A 16,703-nucleotide genomic window follows, 5' to 3' on the forward strand; every position below is an offset into this window, starting at 1 on the left:
TCGCGATGCTCAGCCTGATTCTGCTCTCCTTTGTTGCGGGAGTTCTTACCGTCGCGGCCCCGTGCGTGCTGCCCCTGCTACCCGTCATCGTCGGCGGTTCGATCGCCCGCACGAGTAGCGACTCGACCGTGGCTGAGCGTCAGTGGTTCCGCCCGGTCGTTATCGCCGTGAGCCTCGCTGGCTCCGTCATTCTCTTCACTCTGTTGCTCAAGGCAACGACGGCACTGCTCGGGATTCCACAGTTGGTCTGGCAGATCATCGCTGGCGGCATCCTGATCATCTTCGGTCTCACGCTGGTATTCCCGGCGCTCTGGGAACGTTTCATGATGGCCACGGGCATCCAAAACCGCACTAACGCCGTGATGAATCGCTCGTACTCGCGCGGCGGTCTCGGTGGCGACGTGATGCTCGGCGCTGCTCTCGGCCCGACGTTCAGCAGTTGCTCCCCCACCTACGCGTTGATTCTGGCGACGGTGCTTCCTGTCTCGTTCGGCGAAGGCCTGCTGTACATCGTGGTCTACGCGCTCGGTCTCGCGATCGCTCTTTTGATGATCGCGTTTTTGGGCCAAGCCTTCGCGCGCAAGTTGGGCTGGCTTGCCAACCCGAACGGTGTCTTCAAGCGCGTAGTCGGCATCATCCTGCTCGTCGTCGGCCTTGCGGTGATTCTGGGCCTCGACAAGCAATTTCAGAGCTACGTTCTCGAGCAGGGCTGGTACGACCCGATCCAACGATTCGAAGAAAACATCACCGGCTAGTCGCCGCGAGAGTAGGCTTCGGGCACTCGTTCGCAACCGGAGGTTGTCATGGTTCCCGAAATTAACTACATCGCGGTCATCCTCGCGACTCTCTCCAGCATGATCGTCGGCACCATCTGGTATTCGCCGCGCGTTTTTGGCAACTACTGGATGAAAGCCGCGGGTATCACACCGAGCGGAAACGCGGCAGATGCGCTCCGTCCCATCGTCGTCACCGTCATCGTGAGCTTCATCACCGCCTGGGTACTCGCGGGCGCAGCATTCATCGCCTTCGACTTTTACGGTGGCGGCTTCTTCGTGAACACACTGCTGACGAGCATCGTGCTGTGGGGCGGATTCACGGCCGCTCGTTTCATCACGCATGATCAGTTCGATGGCCGCCCGAACGGCCTTACGGTGCTCAACGTGAGCCACGAGTTCGTCACCATTGTTGTGATGGCGTTAATTATCGGAGTCTGGCCCGCGTAACCTCCGGGCCACCCGCCCGACGGCGCGGTGTTGCCATCGCTCTGCGGCCTGCGCAGGAGGCTAGATCAGCTGAATCGTAACCTCGGCCGTATCGCCGGCTTCTAAGCCTTCAGCGTGCCGCACAGCGATCTTCACGGGCAAAAAGTAGCTGTCTTCGAGGCTGCTATCGGGAAAGATTGAAGTGGTCCACGTGGTCGCGCCAACCGTGACCTCGACCGCGATGGCACCGAAGCCCCGCGGGGGTGACGGAATCTCCTTGATGTCGACTCCGACATCCGGCGGCACCTGAAGAAAGTGCACACTCGGCTTCGACGCCCACGGTGTGAGCTCAGAGGTGAATTCGAATGCCGGTTTCATATCCCGAGGCTACTCGTCAATGCTGCGGTTAACAGAAAATCGACCGGCAGCCTGAGCTACCGGTCGATCATGTCCGAGGGCATCATCATGGGGTGCCGTTAGCCCTTGACCACCTGCGTGGTGATGGAGGTGGGGTTAGCAAAGAGGTCGAGTACCGGGCAGTGAGCGTCAACGGCATCGCGCAGCTCGTCGTAGCGTTCCTGCGATTCCGGACCAGTAATGGTGGCGTACAGGCGAATCGCTCCGAATCCGTTGCGGACGTTCTTGTCGATGCCAAAGAGGCCACGAACATCGAGGTCGCCCTCGGCCTTGACGGAGATGTCATCCACTTGGATGTCGAGCGCCTGAGCGTAGAGGCGAAAGACCACTACCTGACACGCGATCAGTGCGCCGAGCGCAATCTCTACCGGGCTGGCGGCAACATCATCACCCGCGAGCCCCTCGGGCTCGTCGATGTGGAAGATGTGCTTGCCGGCTTTGAGGACAGTGCCGACGGAACCAACCCCCTTGCCAGTGACGGCGTAGGTGAGTTCTGCAGCGGCTGGCTTGGCGGCGATTCGCGAGTTCCACGCGGAGCCCGCGGCAGTCAGGCGTGCGGCTCGGTCGGCAGCGAGGTCAGTGGTCGTGGTGTCGTTAGTGAGAAGTGTCATGCGGCGACGGTAATCGCGATCGTTCACGCCCGCGAGAACGTGACGTAACGCTCCGACACACTGCTTAACACAGCGAAATAATGCGTTAGCGCGTGCGTACCCGCAAGGCCACAGGAATGGATGCCACGGCCAACACGGCCGCAAGGCCGAGAGCTGCCACGAAACCCATACCGTTCGTGAGCCCGCCGACGGCAGCGAAGACGAGACCGCCGAAAGCAATCGCTACGGCGCCACCAGCGGCATCCGAAATCGACAGCGCAGCGCTGTTGAAGCCCTGGTCACGCGAGCTTGAGTGGCTGAGAACGAGAGTGGAGAGCCGCGGGAAAGTGATTCCCATGCCGGCGCCGGCGACAAGCCAGCCCGCCGCGGCAATCCAGAGCGAAAGCATGAAGTACGCCGTCACGAACTGGGTCGCAAGCCCCACACTCAGCAACAGCGATCCGACCACCACCACCTGACTGTGTGAGACCGACTCGGGCAGGCGCCCCTGCAGCGCTGAACCGACCGCCCACGACACCGCGCCCACAGTGAGGATGAGTCCCGCGGCCCACGCCGGCAAACCGTAGCGTTCGTTGAGGAGGTACGGCAGATACACCTCGGTTGAGAAGAACGCTGCAGCGAAGACACCACGGAGGACAATCGTGGTGGGCAAGCCACGGCGCAGAGTGAGCGAACCCTCGGGCAGCAACGGGCGCAGTGCGATGATCGCTATCACGAGCGCTGCGATCGCCAACGGCCACGCGAAGGCTCCGTCGGTCTCACCGCCGAGGCTGATGGCCACGATCGCCACGGCAGCGACGACTGCCCACACGACGGCTCGCTTGCCCGAAGACTTCTCCCCCACCGTGATCGGCTGGTCGAGCAGAACGCGCACGGCGGGCAGGATCGCAGCACCCGCGGCCATGACGAGAAAGACAACACCGAAGAAAACCCAGTGCCAGCTGATCTGCTCGGCGACAACGCCGGCGAGCGGCGGGCCGATCAGCGAGGGCAGCACCCAGGCTGATGCAAACAGCCCAAAGATCTTCGGATGCAACACTGCCGGGTACAGCCGGGCCACCACCACGTAGAGCGCCACAATGAGCGCACCAGAACCCAGCCCCTGCAAGAAGCGCCCCACGATGAAAATGCCCATCGTTCCGGCGAAGCCAGCCACGAGAAGACCGACGGTGAACACCGCCATGGCGGCGATCAGGGGTTTGGCGGGACCCGTGCGGTCAGACCATTGCCCGGCCAGCACCATGCCGATCACGCTCGCGGCAAGGCTGCTCGAGAAGGCAACGGAGTAGAGCGACTGACCATCGAGGTCACGGCTAATCGTGGGCATGACCGTCGTGACCGCGAGGGTCTCGAACGCTCCCAAGAAGATCAGCGAAAAAGCGCCGATTGTGGTCCACATCACCTGTGGCGAAAAGATGCTGGAAGGAATCGGAATGGGGCTGGTGGGCGTGCCCACCGGGGTGCTGCTTGTCATGGTGTTGTGCTCTTCAGTAGTACGAAGCTACTGCAGACGGGGCGGATCGTCCCTCGTCAGGGCGGTGACTCAATCACGCGCGTGTACTGGCGGCTGCGGTGCTCTCTCAGTGTACGCCGCAGCCGACGCAAAACAACCAAATTTGACTAAGTTTGAGCGGTATTCTCGCTAAGAGATTTCGACGACCGTGCCCTGGCCGAGTTCGTCAGCGTCGGCATCCGTTTGCACGGCAAAAACGCCCGTCGGAATACCCGGCAGGTTCGCTACGCGGTTGGCAACACCCATGAGCGTTGACTCGTCAGCACCCGTGATCACGATGACGTAGGCCTCGTTAAAGACGTCGCCTTCTTCAACGACAAAGATCTCCCCACCCTCATCGAGTTCAGCCGTGAACTCCACGAGTGACTCGATCCAGGGGAAGCGGCTCTCACCCTCGGCTACCTCGGTGTCGGGGGTAAGGGGAACGTGGATTTCGACGACAAGCTCGGCAGTTTCAGACATGACCTCAACGGTACTGCCTACAACTGACGTTCGAGCCGTGCCAAGCCCACGCCGCGTCAAGCGCCTTATTCGGCGGCAGCGCGCTCCAAGACCAATTCGCGAACGCGCGCAGCGTCAGCTTGACCCCGCATCGCCTTCATGACCGCACCGATCACGGCACCAGCAGCCTGCACCTTGCCCTCGCGAATCTTCGCAAGAACATCGGGCTGGGCAGCAAGAGCCTCATCGATAGCCGCAATCAGCGGGCCGTCGTCAGACACGAGCTTGAGCCCTCGGCTCTCGACAACCTCGGCGGGAGTTCCCTCGCCAGCGATAACACCCTCGAGAACCTGGCGGGCCAGGCTGTCATTGAGAACACCGTCGTTCATGAGCGCAACGAGAGCCGCGACATCCTCAGGGCTAATGAGCGAGCTCGGGTCAGCCCCCTGGATGTTGGCGAGGCGAGCGATTTCGCCCGTCCACCACTTGCGCGCTTGAGCTGGTGTCGTTCCGGCCTCAACTGTTGCTTCGATCTCGCTGAAGAGTCCGGCGTTGTTGACATCGCGGAATTCAAGGTCAGTGAAGCCCCACGCAGCCTGCAGGCGCTTGCGACGCTGGGCCGGTGGCTCGGGAAGAGCCGCACGCAGCTCAGCAATGAGCTCAGCCGAGGGCTCAACCGGAAGAAGGTCGGGCTCGGGGAAGTAACGGTAGTCATCAGCGTCGCTCTTGGGGCGACCCGCACTCGTGACACCGGTGTCTTCGTGCCAGTGGCGGGTCTCCTGAGTGATCGTGCCACCCTTCTGAAGAATGGCCGCCTGGCGCTGGATCTCATAGCGAACTGCACGCTCGACGCTGCGCATCGAGTTCACGTTCTTCGTTTCGGTGCGCGTGCCGAGCTTTCCGGAACCGCGGGGACTCAACGAAATATTCGCGTCACAGCGCAAGTTGCCACGCTCCATGCGCGCTTCAGAAATGCCCAGCGAGCGAACGATGTCGCGAATAGCCGAGACATAGGCCTTGCCGACCTCAGGAGCATCCGCTTCAGCACCCGTGATCATGTGCGTGACGATTTCGACGAGAGGAACGCCCGCGCGGTTGTAGTCAACCAGCGAATACTCGGCACCTTGGATGCGACCAGTCGAGCCACCCACGTGGGTGAGCTTGCCGGCGTCTTCTTCCATGTGCGCGCGCTCGATCGGAATCGTAATCGTGCGACCGCTCTCGAGCTCGATCTCAACCGAGCCCTCAAAGGCAATCGGCTCATCGAACTGGCTGATCTGATAGTTCTTCGCCAGATCGGGGTAGAAGTAGTTCTTGCGGGCGAAGCGCGAACTCGGCGCGATCTCGCAGCCGAGCGCGAGCCCTAGGGAGATCGAATACTTGATCGCCTCTTCGTTGACGACAGGCAGGCTGCCGGGCAAACCGAGATCAACCGGAGTGATCATGGTGTTCGGTTCAGCATCGCCCGCACCCGCCGCAGCAGGGTTCGGAGCATCCGAGAACATCTTGGTCTGGGTATTCAACTCGACGTGCACCTCGAAACCGAGCGTCGGCTCAAATAGTTCGAGTGCTTTGTCGTAGTCCATCAATTCAGCTTTAGCCACCCAACGATTGTACGTGGCGCAGCGGCACCGTATCGGTACCCGGTTCGAGCGGCGCGGATGCCGGGGCCAAAATTGGTTCATCCTCGTCGCTCGGAAAGGCCTCGGCCTCGATCGTGAAGTCACCAATATGCTCGGATTTCTCGGAGCGCACGAACGCGATTCCCGCCAAAATCAGGGCCCCACCCACGAACTGCATGATCGACAAGTTCTCGCCAATCAGAAGCCAGGCGTAGATCGCTGCCGTGACAACCTCGAGCAGTCCGACGAACGACGCGAGGCGAGAACCGAGCATTTCGCTTGCCATGATGCTCGTCGAATAGGCGATGCCGGTCGCGACGATACCCACGATGAGGAGCGGTGCCCACCACGGAGCTACAAAGCCCAACACCGTGACATCCACCAGCGGCATATCGAAGGGCACAATACCGAGCAGCCCCACGAGCCCCAAGATCACACCGCCAAGCAGCAGACCGGCCGATGCCAGAGCGACAGCGGGAAGCCCCTCACTCGTGCGCGCAGCAATCACGTAGTACACCGCCGCGCCGATCGCAGCGAGGGCCCCAAACATGATGCCCACCGGGTCGAGCGCTCCCGACCCTTCCGGTGACACCACGAGAATCAGCCCGCCCAGCGCGACGACCGAGCCAATCAACACCACTGCTTTCGGCGTGCGTCGTGACGTGGCCCACGCGAAGGCCACGAGCAGCAAAGGGGCCATGTACTCAAGCAGAATCGCGATCCCCACGGGGATACGTTCAATCGCCGCAAAGTAAACCAGCTGGGTACCTGAAACCCCGATCGTTGCCATGAGGAGGATGCGGCTGCGCGCGTACCAGAGCGCGATCCAGCGCCCCTTGAGCGCCATGAATGCGAAGGGCGCAAGCACCGCACCCCCGATGAGCACGCGCACTGTGACCGCCGCAGCGGGACTCCACCCTGCTTCCAACACCGGCTTGATGAGTGCCCCCGACAGGCCAAAACTGGCGGCGGCGATCAGTGCGATTAACAAACCGAGGGACGTGGAGGGCTGTTTCATGGGCTACTGCTTCGAACGAGATTGACGAGTATTTCTGCTGACGCTAGTCTCGAAACAAATAAGGAGTCAAATTGCATTTTGCCCCTGACACGGTAGAGAGTCTCGAGTTCGCGGTGTTACTCGGAAACTCGCACGAACTCGCGAGCAGATCGGGCGTCGACGAACTGATGTCGGTTAGCCAAGTGCACGACCTCGTCATGCAGTTTCGGTTTAGCGGGCGCATCGACCGCGACGACGCCGAAGTGGCCGACGTTCGGGCCGTGCGTGACCGCATCCGCGGCATCTGGAAGCTCACGCGCGACGACGCCGCGATCGAAATCAACGCGATGCTTGCTGAAGCTAAAGCCCTGCCGTTCTTAGCGCGCCACGGGGACTCCGACTGGCACCTGCACGCCAACGACCCCGAAGCGCCGCTCGCGGAACGTATTCAGGCCGAGGTCGGACTCGCGCTCGTCGACGTTGTGCGCTCCGACGCCATGTGGCGGTTGCGGCGCTGCGAAGCCCCCGATTGCGAAGGCCTCATGGCCGATCTCTCGCGCAACGGGTCACGACGGTTCTGCAGCATCCGTTGCGGAAACCGGATGAACCAAATTGCGTATCGCGAACGGCAGGCCGCCGACGACGCCTAGCCACACGCCCGCACGCTTGCACGCTTGCACGCCTGCACGCCTGCACGCCTGCACGCCTGCACGCCTGCACGCCTGCACGCTTGCACGCTTGGATGCCCGGATACCCGGATACCCGGATACCCGCGCCACGATCGCGTTAACGCACTCGACCCGCGCTCACGATGAGCGCGGGTCGAGTGACAGAGCTGGAGTTGTTTAGCCGAGTGCCGGGATCTGGCTCGGCAGGGTGTGGCCCCACTGCGCTTCGAGCAAACGCTCGAGCGTGGCACCGATCTCGTAGAGGCGAGCATCGCCGCGAGCCGGCGCCATGATCTGGAAACCGGTCGGCAGTCCATCTTCGGGAGCGAGCCCCATGGGGAGACCCATACCGGGGATACCCGCGAGGTTGGCCGGAATCGTGGTGACGTCGTTGAGGTACATCGCCATCGGGTCTTCGAGCTTCTCACCGAGCTTGAACGCGGTGGTCGGCGCCGAAGGCGAGACGAGAACGTCCGCCTTCTCGAACGCTGCAGCGAAGTCGCGCTGAATGAGCGTGCGCACCTTCTGCGCGCTGCCGTAGTACGCGTCGTAGTAGCCGGCGCTCAAGGCGTAGGTACCGAGGATGATGCGGCGCTTGACCTCGTCACCGAAACCAGCTTCACGGGTCGCTGCCATGACGTCTTCAACGGTGCCGCCGCCCTGAGGCGTGACGCGGAGACCAAAGCGCACCGAGTCGAACTTGGCGAGGTTGCTCGACGCCTCGGCGGGCAGGATGAGGTAGTACGCCTCAACGGCGTACTCAAAGTGCGGAGCATCCACTTCAACAATCTCGGCACCGAAATCGGTGAGCAACTGAAGAGCTTCGTGGAAGCGCTGCGAGACACCGGCCTGGAAGCCGGGGCTGTCGAGTTGCTTAATAACGCCCACGCGAACGCCCTTGAGGCTTTCGGCAGCGGCACCGGCACGAGCTGCGGCAGCAAACGACGGCCACTGCTCGTTGAGCGAGGTGGAGTCGCGGGGGTCATGCCCGCCGATCACATCGTGCAGCAGTGCGGAGTCGAGGACGGTACGCGAGACAGGGCCGACCTGGTCGAGCGACGACGCCAGAGCGATCGCGCCGTAGCGCGAGACGCCACCGTACGTGGGCTTCACACCGACAGAACCAGTAACGGATGCCGGCTGGCGGATCGACCCACCGGTGTCAGACCCGAGAGCAAGCGGGGCTTCGAACGCGGAGACCGCCGCAGCAGAGCCACCACCGGAACCACCGGGGATGCGGTCGAGATCCCACGGGTTTCGCGTCGGACCATACGCCGAGTGCTCGGTGGACGAGCCCATGGCGAATTCGTCCATGTTGGTCTTGCCGAGCGGGATGAGGCCAGCTGCACGCAACTTCGCCACGGGCGTTGCGTCGTAGGGCGGAACCCAGCCTTCAAGAATCTTGGAGCCCGCGGTAGTGGGCATGTCGATCGTGCAGAGCACGTCTTTGACAGCGACGGGCACACCGGCGAGCTCACCGAGCGACTCCCCTGCTGCACGACGCTCGTCGATGCGCTGAGCGTTGGCCAGCGCATCCGCCGACACGTGCAAGAACGCGTGAACCCGGTCGTCGACGGCAGCGATACGGTCGAGGTGCGCCTGGGTTGCTTCGACAGACGAGACTTCGCCCGAGCTCAGCTTGCCGGCCAAATCTGCTGCCGACATCGTCGTGAGGTCGTTCAAAGCTGCCATTACTGTTCTTCTCCCAGAATCGCGCTCACGGCAAAGCGTGAACCGTCGTGCTCAGGGGCGCCGGCGAGCGCCTGTTCGGTGGTGAGGGTGACGCCGGGAACATCCGCACGGAAGACGTTGCTCAAAGGAATCGGGTGGCTCGTTGCCGGAACCTCATCGGTTGCGACCTCGCTGACCTTGGCCACGGAATCAACAATCGCGCCAAGCTCTCCAGTGAGCTTCTCGATTTCGTCGTGGGTGAGGGCGATGCGGGCAAGCGATGCGAGGTGTGTGACGACCTCAGCAGTGATCGCACCCGGATTGGTGTCAGTCATGGAGCTCCGAAGATGGGAAACAGACAGGGAACCCCTCCAGTGTATAGAGAACTGCTAGCTCGAAGGGCCAGCGAGAGACCCGAAGGCACGTTCGACAGCGGGCGCGTGTTCGGGGATCACGAGGTCGCTGCGCCCGATGCAGAGCAGTGCGAAGTTGCGCATCGATTCGCTGCCCGGGGTGAAGTACTCGTTATGCCCGACGGAGCCAGCGAGCGATCGCTTCATGACCACGTCGAAAGCGCCGCCGACGCCGAGCGACTGAGCACCGAACGACTCTGTTCCAGGGTCGGCGCCGAAGTAGGAACTGTTCGGGATGGGGTCCCACGCGGCTTCACCGACGAACACATTGCCGTTGCGCACATGCAGATCGTCCACGGACTTCGCCGGGCTGCCGGGTGACCCGACCATGGCGAGGGCATCGATTTCAAAGTCATATTCCGACAGGGCCATCATCGCCGCTGTCGTTCCATAGGAGTGTGCCACCACTGCGATGTACGGCTGGTCAGAACCGCGCAGCGCCTGCAGACCAATAATTGCTTGAGCAAGAGTGTCACGGCCCTGGTTCGCGTTATCGATCGCGCCCACGTTGGTGAGGTTTGGGGTGTCGTAGCCGATCCAGGCGACGGTCGCGACGGTCTCATTGCGCGTGAATACCGACTGGGTTTCGAAGTGGTCAAGCCACTCCTGTTGCTCGCAGTAGAGCGCGTCAGCGGCCTCAGCCCAATAGGCCATCTGGCCTTCGATAGTGAAGAACATGCCCGGCACCAAGAAGCTCACATAGTCGGCTTCATTCAAGTCGCCGAGCACGATGGCGGCCTTACCCTGCCCTGTGACGTCGAGGGTGATGAGGGTTCGCTCGGGGGCCGCCCTGTCGAACGCAAGAGACTCGGAGATCGACGACAGCATGTTGAGCTGCTGGCGTGCGCTTTGCTGTACGGCACGGCCGGCATCCGAGTCGACGACCGCGGTCAGTTCGACGATGGTCTCGTCGAGAACAGTGCGGTTGCTGACGTCGCGGATCGTATAGGGCACGCCCTCGAGGTTGCCGAGCAGTTGGGGGCTCGCGCTCTCGAGTGCAACCTGGCTATCGCTGGCCAAATCGCCCCACCAGAGCGCCACTTCTTGCGCCGGCGGCGGCGAAGCGAGAATCTGTTCGATGGTGCCGGGGCGGGAAGAGAAGAACTGAGGGATGCTGTCCGCTGGAATGCTGGCGAGCGAGGTCAGGGTGCGGGCGCTGAACGTTGCGGTTCCGAGAGACCCGGTGGTGTCGACAACCGGACCCACGAAAGGTGACGGCGAGTCACTCGTGACGATGGAGTGGAATTTGATTGCGGGCGCGCCAGAGACCTCGGCGGCGGGTAAGCCTATGACCGAGGTAGCTAAAGCGAGTGCAATTTCAATCAGCAACGTCGGGTGATCCCCTCAAGGAACGTGAACTGTGCGACGTCCCCGCGCACGACCACGTTCAGCTAATCCTAAGGGAGTCTGCCCCTATTCGGGCGTGAACCGAAGGCAATACTCACGTTTTACTAGGTTTTAGAGCGAGTCGGGGCCCGCTGTGAGCAGTCGCGCGAACTGAGCTGCGTCGATAACGGGGATGCCCAGCTGCTCCGCTTTAGTGAGCTTCGATCCGGCGCCGGGGCCCGCCGCGACGAAGTCAGTCTTCTTGCTTACGCTCGACGCCGCTTTTGCTCCAGCCGCAATGATCGCTTCTTGGGCGCCCTCGCGAGTAAACCCTTCCAGGCTGCCGGTCGCGACGATCGTGAGCCCGGCGAGAATGCCGTCGTTGGATTGTGCTGCTCCGGGGCCAGGGTGACCGGGCGTTGCCCACCGCACTCCCGCATCCGCCCAGCGTTGAACGATTTCTTGATGCCAATCAACGTCAAACCAGTCGGCCACTGAATCCGCAATGATCTGACCGACACCGTCGACCGCGGCAAGCTCCTCGCGGGTTGCTTCTCGTATCGCCGCGAGCGATCCGAAGTATTCGGCGAGGGCACGCGCAGCAACCGGACCAACGTGGCGGATGCTCAAGCTCACGAGCAATCGCCAGAGTGGCTTCGACTTAGCTTCGTTCAGATTGGCGATGAGCTTGACCGCGTTACTCGACGGCACCCAGTCGGGAGTGCCGGCAAATTCCACGGCATTGGCGTCATATTCGGGATCAGCATCTTTGCCCGTGGATTTGCGGGCGCGGCGGAACGGCATGACGAGACGCTCTGTACCATCGTCGTTGGTGAGAACTTCGCCCGTCTCGGAGTCACGAACAGCGACCACGATCGGAAAGATATCTTCAACCGTGAGATCGAACAGGCCCGCTTCGTTGATGAGCGGAGGCACCGCTGGCTCGCGCGGTTGCGCAAGAGCGCGCGCAATAACTTCACCGAGCACCTCGATATCGAGACCACCCCGGCTACCGGCGTGTTCAATGCGGCCGCGAACCTGTGCCGGGCAACTGCGCGCGTTGGGGCACCGCAAATCGATATCGCCCTCTTTCATCGCGCGCAGTGGTGTTCCACATTCCGGACAGTTCGTCGGCATCACGAAGGCATACTCTGTGCCGTCGCGTAGTTCTTCGACTGGCCCCAGGACTTCAGGGATGACGTCGCCCGCTTTGCGGAGCACAACGGTGTCTCCGATCAACACGCCCTTGCGTTTGACGACATCTTGGTTGTGCAGGGTAGCTTGGCGTACGACCGAGCCCGCAACGAGGGCGGGCTCCATCACGGCATACGGTGTTGCGCGCCCGGTGCGACCAACGCCGACCACGATGTCGAGCAACTTGGTGTTGACCTGCTCCGGTGGGTACTTATAGGCGATCGCCCAGCGCGGCGCGCGCGATGTAGCCCCCAACTCTTCGTGCAGCGCCAGTTCGTCGACCTTGATGACGATGCCATCGATCTCGTGCACAACGCTGTCGCGGTGCTCACCGTAGTACCGAATAAACTCTTCGACCTCTGTCGCCGTGGGCACGACCTTGAAGTAGGGGCTCGTGGGCAAACCCCACTCTGCAAGAAGGCCGTACACCTCGCTCTGGGTGCGGATCGGCTCGCTGCCGGCGCGCTCGCCATTCCATGCTCCGATGCCGTGCACGAGCATGCGCAGCGACGACAAACGACGACGCATTGCTGCCAGCTTCTCGTCGTTCTTGCCTTCAGACTTTTGACGCAGTGATCCGGCCGCAGCGTTGCGCGGATTCGCGAAAACTTTCTCTCCGATGCGAGCCTGCTCCGCGTTCAACTCGCGAAAGAGTTGCAGCGGAATGAAGACTTCACCGCGTACTTCGACAATGGGCGGATGCCCCGAGCCCGCTAACCTCTGCGGGATGCCTTCAACTCGCAGAATGTTCTCGGTCACGTCTTCGCCGACGCGACCATCGCCGCGGGTTGCCGCGCTCACGAGCGCGCCGTCGATGTAGCGCAGATTGATAGCGAGCCCATCGATCTTGAGCTCACACAAGAAATCGATATGGCGAGCCGAGTCACGTTGAACTTTGGCGGCCCACTCACCGAACTCTTCGAGCGAGAACACGTTGTCGAGGCTCAGCATGCGCTCGGCGTGCTCCACAGGGTCGAACAGGGTCGCTACCCGGCCACCAACCCGCTGGGTCGGGCTGTCTTGCCCCTGCAGTTCGGGATGCGCCTTCTCTAGCGCTTCGAGCCGCTGGATGAGACCGTCGTATTCGGCATCGTCGACAAGCGTCTCGTCCCGAACGTAGTAGGCATCGCGAAGTTCGAGAATGCGCGAAGTGAGCGCTTGCGCCTCATCCCGGGCTTCGGAGAGTTCGGGATCGGCTATCTCGGGAACGTGCTCGTCTGAGGAGTGAGAAGAACCCGGGTTCACAGTGCTATTGGCCACGGTTCAAGTCTAAACAGCAGCACTGACTTCTCCGTGTGAACCGAGGGATTCCCTCCTGCCACGTGATGGAAAAAGAGAACTAAACTCCGGCCGGAACCGCAGAAACCGTGCGGGCAATCGTGCACTGCCCCAGAACACGAGTTCCAACGTAAATCACCGCGGTCTGACCTGGTGAAACCCCAATGAGCGGTTCGTGTGGCGTCACGATCAGTTCGGGGCCCGTGGCATCTCCCACGTTGTCCGCGCCCTCGGTCGCCGAAGCGATGCGAGCTACAGCCGGCATAGGGTCGGAGTGAGCGCGAACCTGCACGTGGCACTCGAAGCTCTCCCCCGGCTCGGAGATGAAACCGGATGCTTGAGGGTCGAGCCCAGCCCACGAAAACTTGGTTCCCGCAACCTGCGAGAGCGCGAGAGCTTCGCGCGGCCCGACAACGACCTCGTTGGTCTTGGGACGAATCTCGAGCACGAAACGCGGCTTGCCGTCATCCGTCGGGTAGCCCACATTGAGGCCCTTGCGCTGACCAATCGTGAAGGCCAAAGCACCCTCATGCTTGCCGAGCACATCTCCGTTGCGGTCAAGAATCTCGCCCTGCTCGGCGCCGACTTTGTCCGCGAGCCAGCCGCGAGTGTTGCCGTCGGGAATAAAGCAAATGTCGTGGGAATCGGGCTTGTTGGCTACCGAGAATCCGCGCTCAGCAGCTTCGGCGCGAATCTCTGCCTTCGAGGGGGTAGCCCCGAGCGGGAACATGCTGTGCGCCAGCTGCTCCGTCGTCAGCACGCCAAGAACGTAGGACTGGTCCTTGGCCCAGGCAGCGGCACGGTGCAGTTCGCGGTTACCATTCTCATCTTCGATGATGTTGGCGTAGTGACCGGTGGCGACAGCATCGAACCCGAGCGCCACCGCCTTCTCCAGAAGGGCGGCGAACTTGATGCGCTCGTTGCAGCGCATGCAGGGGTTCGGAGTGCGACCGGCCGAGTACTCGGCGATAAAGTCATCCACCACGTCAAGTTTGAAACGCTCAGAGAAATCCCACACGTAGTACGGGATCCCAATAATGTTGGCGGCCCGCTGGGCATCCATCGAGTCTTCAATCGTGCAGCAACCGCGAGCGCCGGTGCGCAGGGTTCCGGGTTGCCGGCTCAGCGCCAAATGCACCCCAACAACCTCGTGCCCAGCCTCAACAGCGCGCGCGGCCGCCACGGCGGAGTCCACTCCGCCACTCATCGCCGCTAAAATCTTCATCCGTCCAGTGTACGAGACGAGTTGCTGGGCAAGTTCCGGGCGGAACGTTCGCGGGCGAGCGCGCCGTGCCGCACTCTACTCATACTGCTCCGCACGCTACTGCGGGATGTCAGTGAGAGTTTTCTCGATGCTCGCGAGGCGCTGTTCCACGACATCCAATCGCTGAAGCAGCGCACGGTTGGTTTCGAGGCTCTGGTCAGCAAGCGCACGATAGTCGCCGCCGGCCTGAGCATCCGCGACGTACTTCGCTGTTTCTGCCTTCTTGTTGGTGGAGTTATGGATGACGCCCGCAATGATGCCCACGATGGCGACAATGCCGATCCAGAACCAGAGGCTATAAAAGACTTCCATTATTTTCCTTTGTGAGAGTTGCAACTAGATAATGTTTGGGATGCCGTGGCCGGCTTCACGATGCGCCGGCCGCGTCGGCCGCGTCGCCTTCATTCTCGACCTCGCCGTCCCTCACCGACTGCGCTACCGCGCGGGCAAGCAACGCCGGAGTGACGGTGACGCGAAACGGAACGACCTCGAAGAGCTTGAGTGCTTTGCCGTCGTCGCTGAGCTCGTGATGCCCGGCGACGAATCCCGCTTCTTCGAGCTTGGCGAGGTGCATATAGAGCAGGGCGCGGGACATTCCGACGCGGCGGGCCAACTCGCTCACGTGTTGTTGGCCGCTCGATAACTCGGCCAGAATGCGCATGCGCTGCGGGTTCGCCACGGCGGCTAACCACGCTCCAAGCTCTTCTGAATTCACCAGATTCCTTTCACCTGCAATAAAAAACTTACAGGTGCGAAGGTGCTGAGTCAATGGTGTGGCGCGTGAGGACATGCACCGTCGGGCCACCACGCCGCCGGCGCCGGCAACGGGGACAGCAACAGCGTCGCTGGAGCCTGGAGCGCCGCCTAGCCGCGCCCCAGCACGGTCATCCGGTCAGAGTATCCAGCGCTACGGGCTTGCTCCACGGCTTTCGGGAGAGCGGCAACGAACTGCTCCACCTCGTCAGTCGTGCTTGACTCCCCCAACGAGATGCGCAGGGCTCCGCGCGCTGCGGGTTCGTCAAGGCCCATCGCCAGCAAGACGTGGCTCGCTTCGGGCACTCCCGCCTGGCAGGCGGAGCCAGTCGAGACGCTGAAGCCCGCGACATCCAGCAAGAACAGCAGAGAGTCGCCCTCGCAACCGGGGAAAGTGAAATGAGCGTTGCCTGGTAAACGATCGCTCGGGTCACCGCGCAACACGGCCTCGGGAACGGCTGTCTGCACTCCGGCGATGAGCGAATCACGCAGCGTCGTAAGCCTGGTCGCCTGCTCAGCCAAGTCGGCGGTGGCCTCACGTGCCGCCGCGGCAAAGGCGACCGCGCCGGGCGCGTCCATAGTTCCCGAGCGTGCGCGCTGCTGGCTACCACCGTGAATAAGAGGAGTGACGGATGCCGAGCGCGCAATCACGAGCGCTCCGACGCCAACCGGACCACCGATCTTGTGAGCCGAGACACTGAGCGCCGCGACACCGGCCGCGTGAAAGTCAATAGGAACGTAGCCGAACGCCGACACGGCATCCACATGCACCGGAACGCCGTGGGCCGCCGCAAGCGCGGCAATCTCGGCGACCGGCTGCAGGCTACCCACCTCGTTATTTGCCCACAACATCGAGACCAGCGCGACATCGTCGGCGAGCGCACTCCGCACATAGTCGACATCGATGCGACCGAGAGTATCGACCGGAATCCAGTCGAGTTCTGCACCTTCGTGGGCCCGCATCCATTCGACCGCATCGATCGTTGCGTGATGTTCTGCCTGCGCGACGAGCACTCGGCGGCGCTCAACGGCACCCGAGTTTCGCGTCCAGTACAACCCTTTAAGGGCAAGATTGATGGCTTCGGTACCGCCCGAAGTAAAAGTGACCTCTACCGAATCTGCGCCAACGCTCGCCGCGACAGTTTCTCGCGCCTCTTCAAGCATTCGCTTCGCCGCTTGGCCCTGAGAGTGAATCGACGAGGGGTTACCCACCACAGGCAGTGCCGCCGCGAAAGCCTGCACTACCGAAGGGCGCATAGGCGTTGTGGCCGCGTGGTCGAGATAAATGGTCACCGTAACTCCGTTACTCCGCCACAGCATCCGCATAAATGGC

17 protein-coding genes are annotated in these 16,703 nt (G+C 62.2%); 3 read left to right on the forward strand and 14 right to left on the reverse strand.

What is annotated here, in order from left to right; translation table 11 throughout:
* The first annotated feature begins 5 nt into the window (after window positions 1-5).
* Entirely contained in the window at window positions 6-755 is a 750-nt protein-coding gene (locus tag ESZ53_RS04675; protein ID WP_129071759.1) for a cytochrome c biogenesis CcdA family protein, read from the forward strand.
* Window positions 756-803: 48 nt separating this feature from the next.
* Window positions 804-1,223, forward strand: a complete 420-nt coding sequence (locus ESZ53_RS04680) for a DUF1761 domain-containing protein (RefSeq protein ID WP_129071760.1) — start codon at window positions 804-806, stop codon at window positions 1,221-1,223.
* A gap of 60 nt (window positions 1,224-1,283) precedes the next feature.
* On the opposite strand, the gene ESZ53_RS04685 is transcribed toward ESZ53_RS04680, so the two are convergent.
* From ESZ53_RS04685 to ESZ53_RS04710, 6 genes are all read right to left on the reverse strand, one after another.
* Window positions 1,284-1,580: a DUF1905 domain-containing protein gene (locus ESZ53_RS04685; RefSeq protein ID WP_129071761.1), complete on the reverse strand. Its 297-nt coding sequence runs from the start codon at window positions 1,578-1,580 to the stop codon at window positions 1,284-1,286.
* Window positions 1,581-1,678: 98 nt separating this feature from the next.
* Window positions 1,679-2,230 (reverse strand): OsmC family protein, encoded by a 552-nt coding sequence (locus ESZ53_RS04690; protein WP_129071762.1) that lies wholly within the window; start codon window positions 2,228-2,230, stop codon window positions 1,679-1,681.
* A gap of 85 nt (window positions 2,231-2,315) precedes the next feature.
* On the reverse strand, window positions 2,316-3,704 hold the full coding sequence (locus ESZ53_RS04695; RefSeq protein WP_129071763.1) for an MFS transporter: 1,389 nt from the start codon (window positions 3,702-3,704) through the stop codon (window positions 2,316-2,318).
* A 168-nt stretch (window positions 3,705-3,872) separates the two neighbouring features.
* Complete coding sequence (locus ESZ53_RS04700) at window positions 3,873-4,205, reverse strand: glutamyl-tRNA amidotransferase (protein WP_129071764.1); 333 nt, start codon at window positions 4,203-4,205, stop codon at window positions 3,873-3,875.
* A 65-nt stretch (window positions 4,206-4,270) separates the two neighbouring features.
* A complete protein-coding gene (gene gatB, locus ESZ53_RS04705) occupies window positions 4,271-5,788 on the reverse strand; it encodes an Asp-tRNA(Asn)/Glu-tRNA(Gln) amidotransferase subunit GatB (RefSeq protein WP_129071765.1) in 1,518 nt (505 codons plus the stop codon).
* Window positions 5,781-6,824 carry a DMT family transporter gene (locus ESZ53_RS04710; protein ID WP_129071766.1) on the reverse strand — a complete coding sequence of 348 codons (1,044 nt, stop codon included), beginning with the start codon at window positions 6,822-6,824 and terminating at the stop codon, window positions 5,781-5,783. The genes gatB and ESZ53_RS04710 overlap by 8 nt, the downstream gene beginning before the upstream one ends.
* A 71-nt stretch (window positions 6,825-6,895) precedes the next feature.
* Here ESZ53_RS04710 and ESZ53_RS04715 point away from each other — a divergent pair, with 71 nt between their 5' ends.
* Entirely contained in the window at window positions 6,896-7,453 is a 558-nt protein-coding gene (locus tag ESZ53_RS04715; protein WP_129071767.1) for a CGNR zinc finger domain-containing protein, read from the forward strand.
* A gap of 195 nt (window positions 7,454-7,648) precedes the next feature.
* Here the strand turns inward: ESZ53_RS04715 and gatA are convergent, their stop codons facing one another.
* From gatA to ESZ53_RS04755, 8 genes are all read right to left on the reverse strand, one after another.
* Window positions 7,649-9,163 carry an Asp-tRNA(Asn)/Glu-tRNA(Gln) amidotransferase subunit GatA gene (gatA, locus tag ESZ53_RS04720; RefSeq protein ID WP_371683549.1) on the reverse strand — a complete coding sequence of 505 codons (1,515 nt, stop codon included), beginning with the start codon at window positions 9,161-9,163 and terminating at the stop codon, window positions 7,649-7,651.
* Window positions 9,163-9,477, reverse strand: coding sequence for an Asp-tRNA(Asn)/Glu-tRNA(Gln) amidotransferase subunit GatC (gene gatC / locus ESZ53_RS04725; protein ID WP_129071768.1), 315 nt, complete (start codon window positions 9,475-9,477; stop codon window positions 9,163-9,165). The genes gatA and gatC overlap by 1 nt, the downstream gene beginning before the upstream one ends.
* Window positions 9,478-9,531: 54 nt before the next feature.
* Window positions 9,532-10,884, reverse strand: a complete 1,353-nt coding sequence (locus ESZ53_RS04730; RefSeq protein ID WP_129071769.1) for an alpha/beta hydrolase — start codon at window positions 10,882-10,884, stop codon at window positions 9,532-9,534.
* Window positions 10,885-11,013: 129 nt separating this feature from the next.
* Window positions 11,014-13,320, reverse strand: a complete 2,307-nt coding sequence (ligA, locus tag ESZ53_RS04735) for an NAD-dependent DNA ligase LigA (protein WP_371683556.1) — start codon at window positions 13,318-13,320, stop codon at window positions 11,014-11,016.
* A 94-nt stretch (window positions 13,321-13,414) separates the two neighbouring features.
* A complete protein-coding gene (gene mnmA, locus ESZ53_RS04740; protein WP_129071771.1) occupies window positions 13,415-14,578 on the reverse strand; it encodes a tRNA 2-thiouridine(34) synthase MnmA in 1,164 nt (387 codons plus the stop codon).
* 96 nt (window positions 14,579-14,674) lie between these two features.
* Window positions 14,675-14,929, reverse strand: coding sequence for a hypothetical protein (locus ESZ53_RS04745; RefSeq protein WP_129071772.1), 255 nt, complete (start codon window positions 14,927-14,929; stop codon window positions 14,675-14,677).
* Window positions 14,930-14,984: 55 nt separating this feature from the next.
* On the reverse strand, window positions 14,985-15,332 hold the full coding sequence (locus ESZ53_RS04750) for a winged helix-turn-helix domain-containing protein (RefSeq protein ID WP_129071773.1): 348 nt from the start codon (window positions 15,330-15,332) through the stop codon (window positions 14,985-14,987).
* Between the two features lie 149 nt (window positions 15,333-15,481).
* Window positions 15,482-16,663 carry a cysteine desulfurase family protein gene (locus ESZ53_RS04755; RefSeq protein ID WP_129071774.1) on the reverse strand — a complete coding sequence of 394 codons (1,182 nt, stop codon included), beginning with the start codon at window positions 16,661-16,663 and terminating at the stop codon, window positions 15,482-15,484.
* Between the last annotated feature and the right edge of the window lie 40 nt (window positions 16,664-16,703).

The sequence above is a fragment of the Salinibacterium sp. UTAS2018 genome (assembly GCF_004118935.1).
In the GTDB taxonomy this organism is placed as follows: domain Bacteria; phylum Actinomycetota; class Actinomycetes; order Actinomycetales; family Microbacteriaceae; genus Rhodoglobus.

What these genes read in the sequence shown, in the direction of transcription:
- ESZ53_RS04675 (WP_129071759.1), top strand. Translation starts at nt 6, where the DNA reads ATGCTCAGCCTGATTCTGCTCTCCTTTGTTGCGGGAGTTCTTACCGTC.
- ESZ53_RS04680 (WP_129071760.1), top strand. Translation starts at nt 804, where the DNA reads ATGGTTCCCGAAATTAACTACATCGCGGTCATCCTCGCGACTCTCTCC.
- ESZ53_RS04685 (WP_129071761.1), bottom strand. Translation starts at nt 1,580, where the DNA reads ATGAAACCGGCATTCGAATTCACCTCTGAGCTCACACCGTGGGCGTCG.
- ESZ53_RS04690 (WP_129071762.1), bottom strand. Translation starts at nt 2,230, where the DNA reads ATGACACTTCTCACTAACGACACCACGACCACTGACCTCGCTGCCGAC.
- ESZ53_RS04695 (WP_129071763.1), bottom strand. Translation starts at nt 3,704, where the DNA reads ATGACAAGCAGCACCCCGGTGGGCACGCCCACCAGCCCCATTCCGATT.
- ESZ53_RS04700 (WP_129071764.1), bottom strand. Translation starts at nt 4,205, where the DNA reads ATGTCTGAAACTGCCGAGCTTGTCGTCGAAATCCACGTTCCCCTTACC.
- ESZ53_RS04710 (WP_129071766.1), bottom strand. Translation starts at nt 6,824, where the DNA reads ATGAAACAGCCCTCCACGTCCCTCGGTTTGTTAATCGCACTGATCGCC.
- gatA (WP_371683549.1), bottom strand. Translation starts at nt 9,163, where the DNA reads ATGGCAGCTTTGAACGACCTCACGACGATGTCGGCAGCAGATTTGGCC.
- gatC (WP_129071768.1), bottom strand. Translation starts at nt 9,477, where the DNA reads ATGACTGACACCAATCCGGGTGCGATCACTGCTGAGGTCGTCACACAC.
- mnmA (WP_129071771.1), bottom strand. Translation starts at nt 14,578, where the DNA reads ATGAAGATTTTAGCGGCGATGAGTGGCGGAGTGGACTCCGCCGTGGCG.
- ESZ53_RS04745 (WP_129071772.1), bottom strand. Translation starts at nt 14,929, where the DNA reads ATGGAAGTCTTTTATAGCCTCTGGTTCTGGATCGGCATTGTCGCCATC.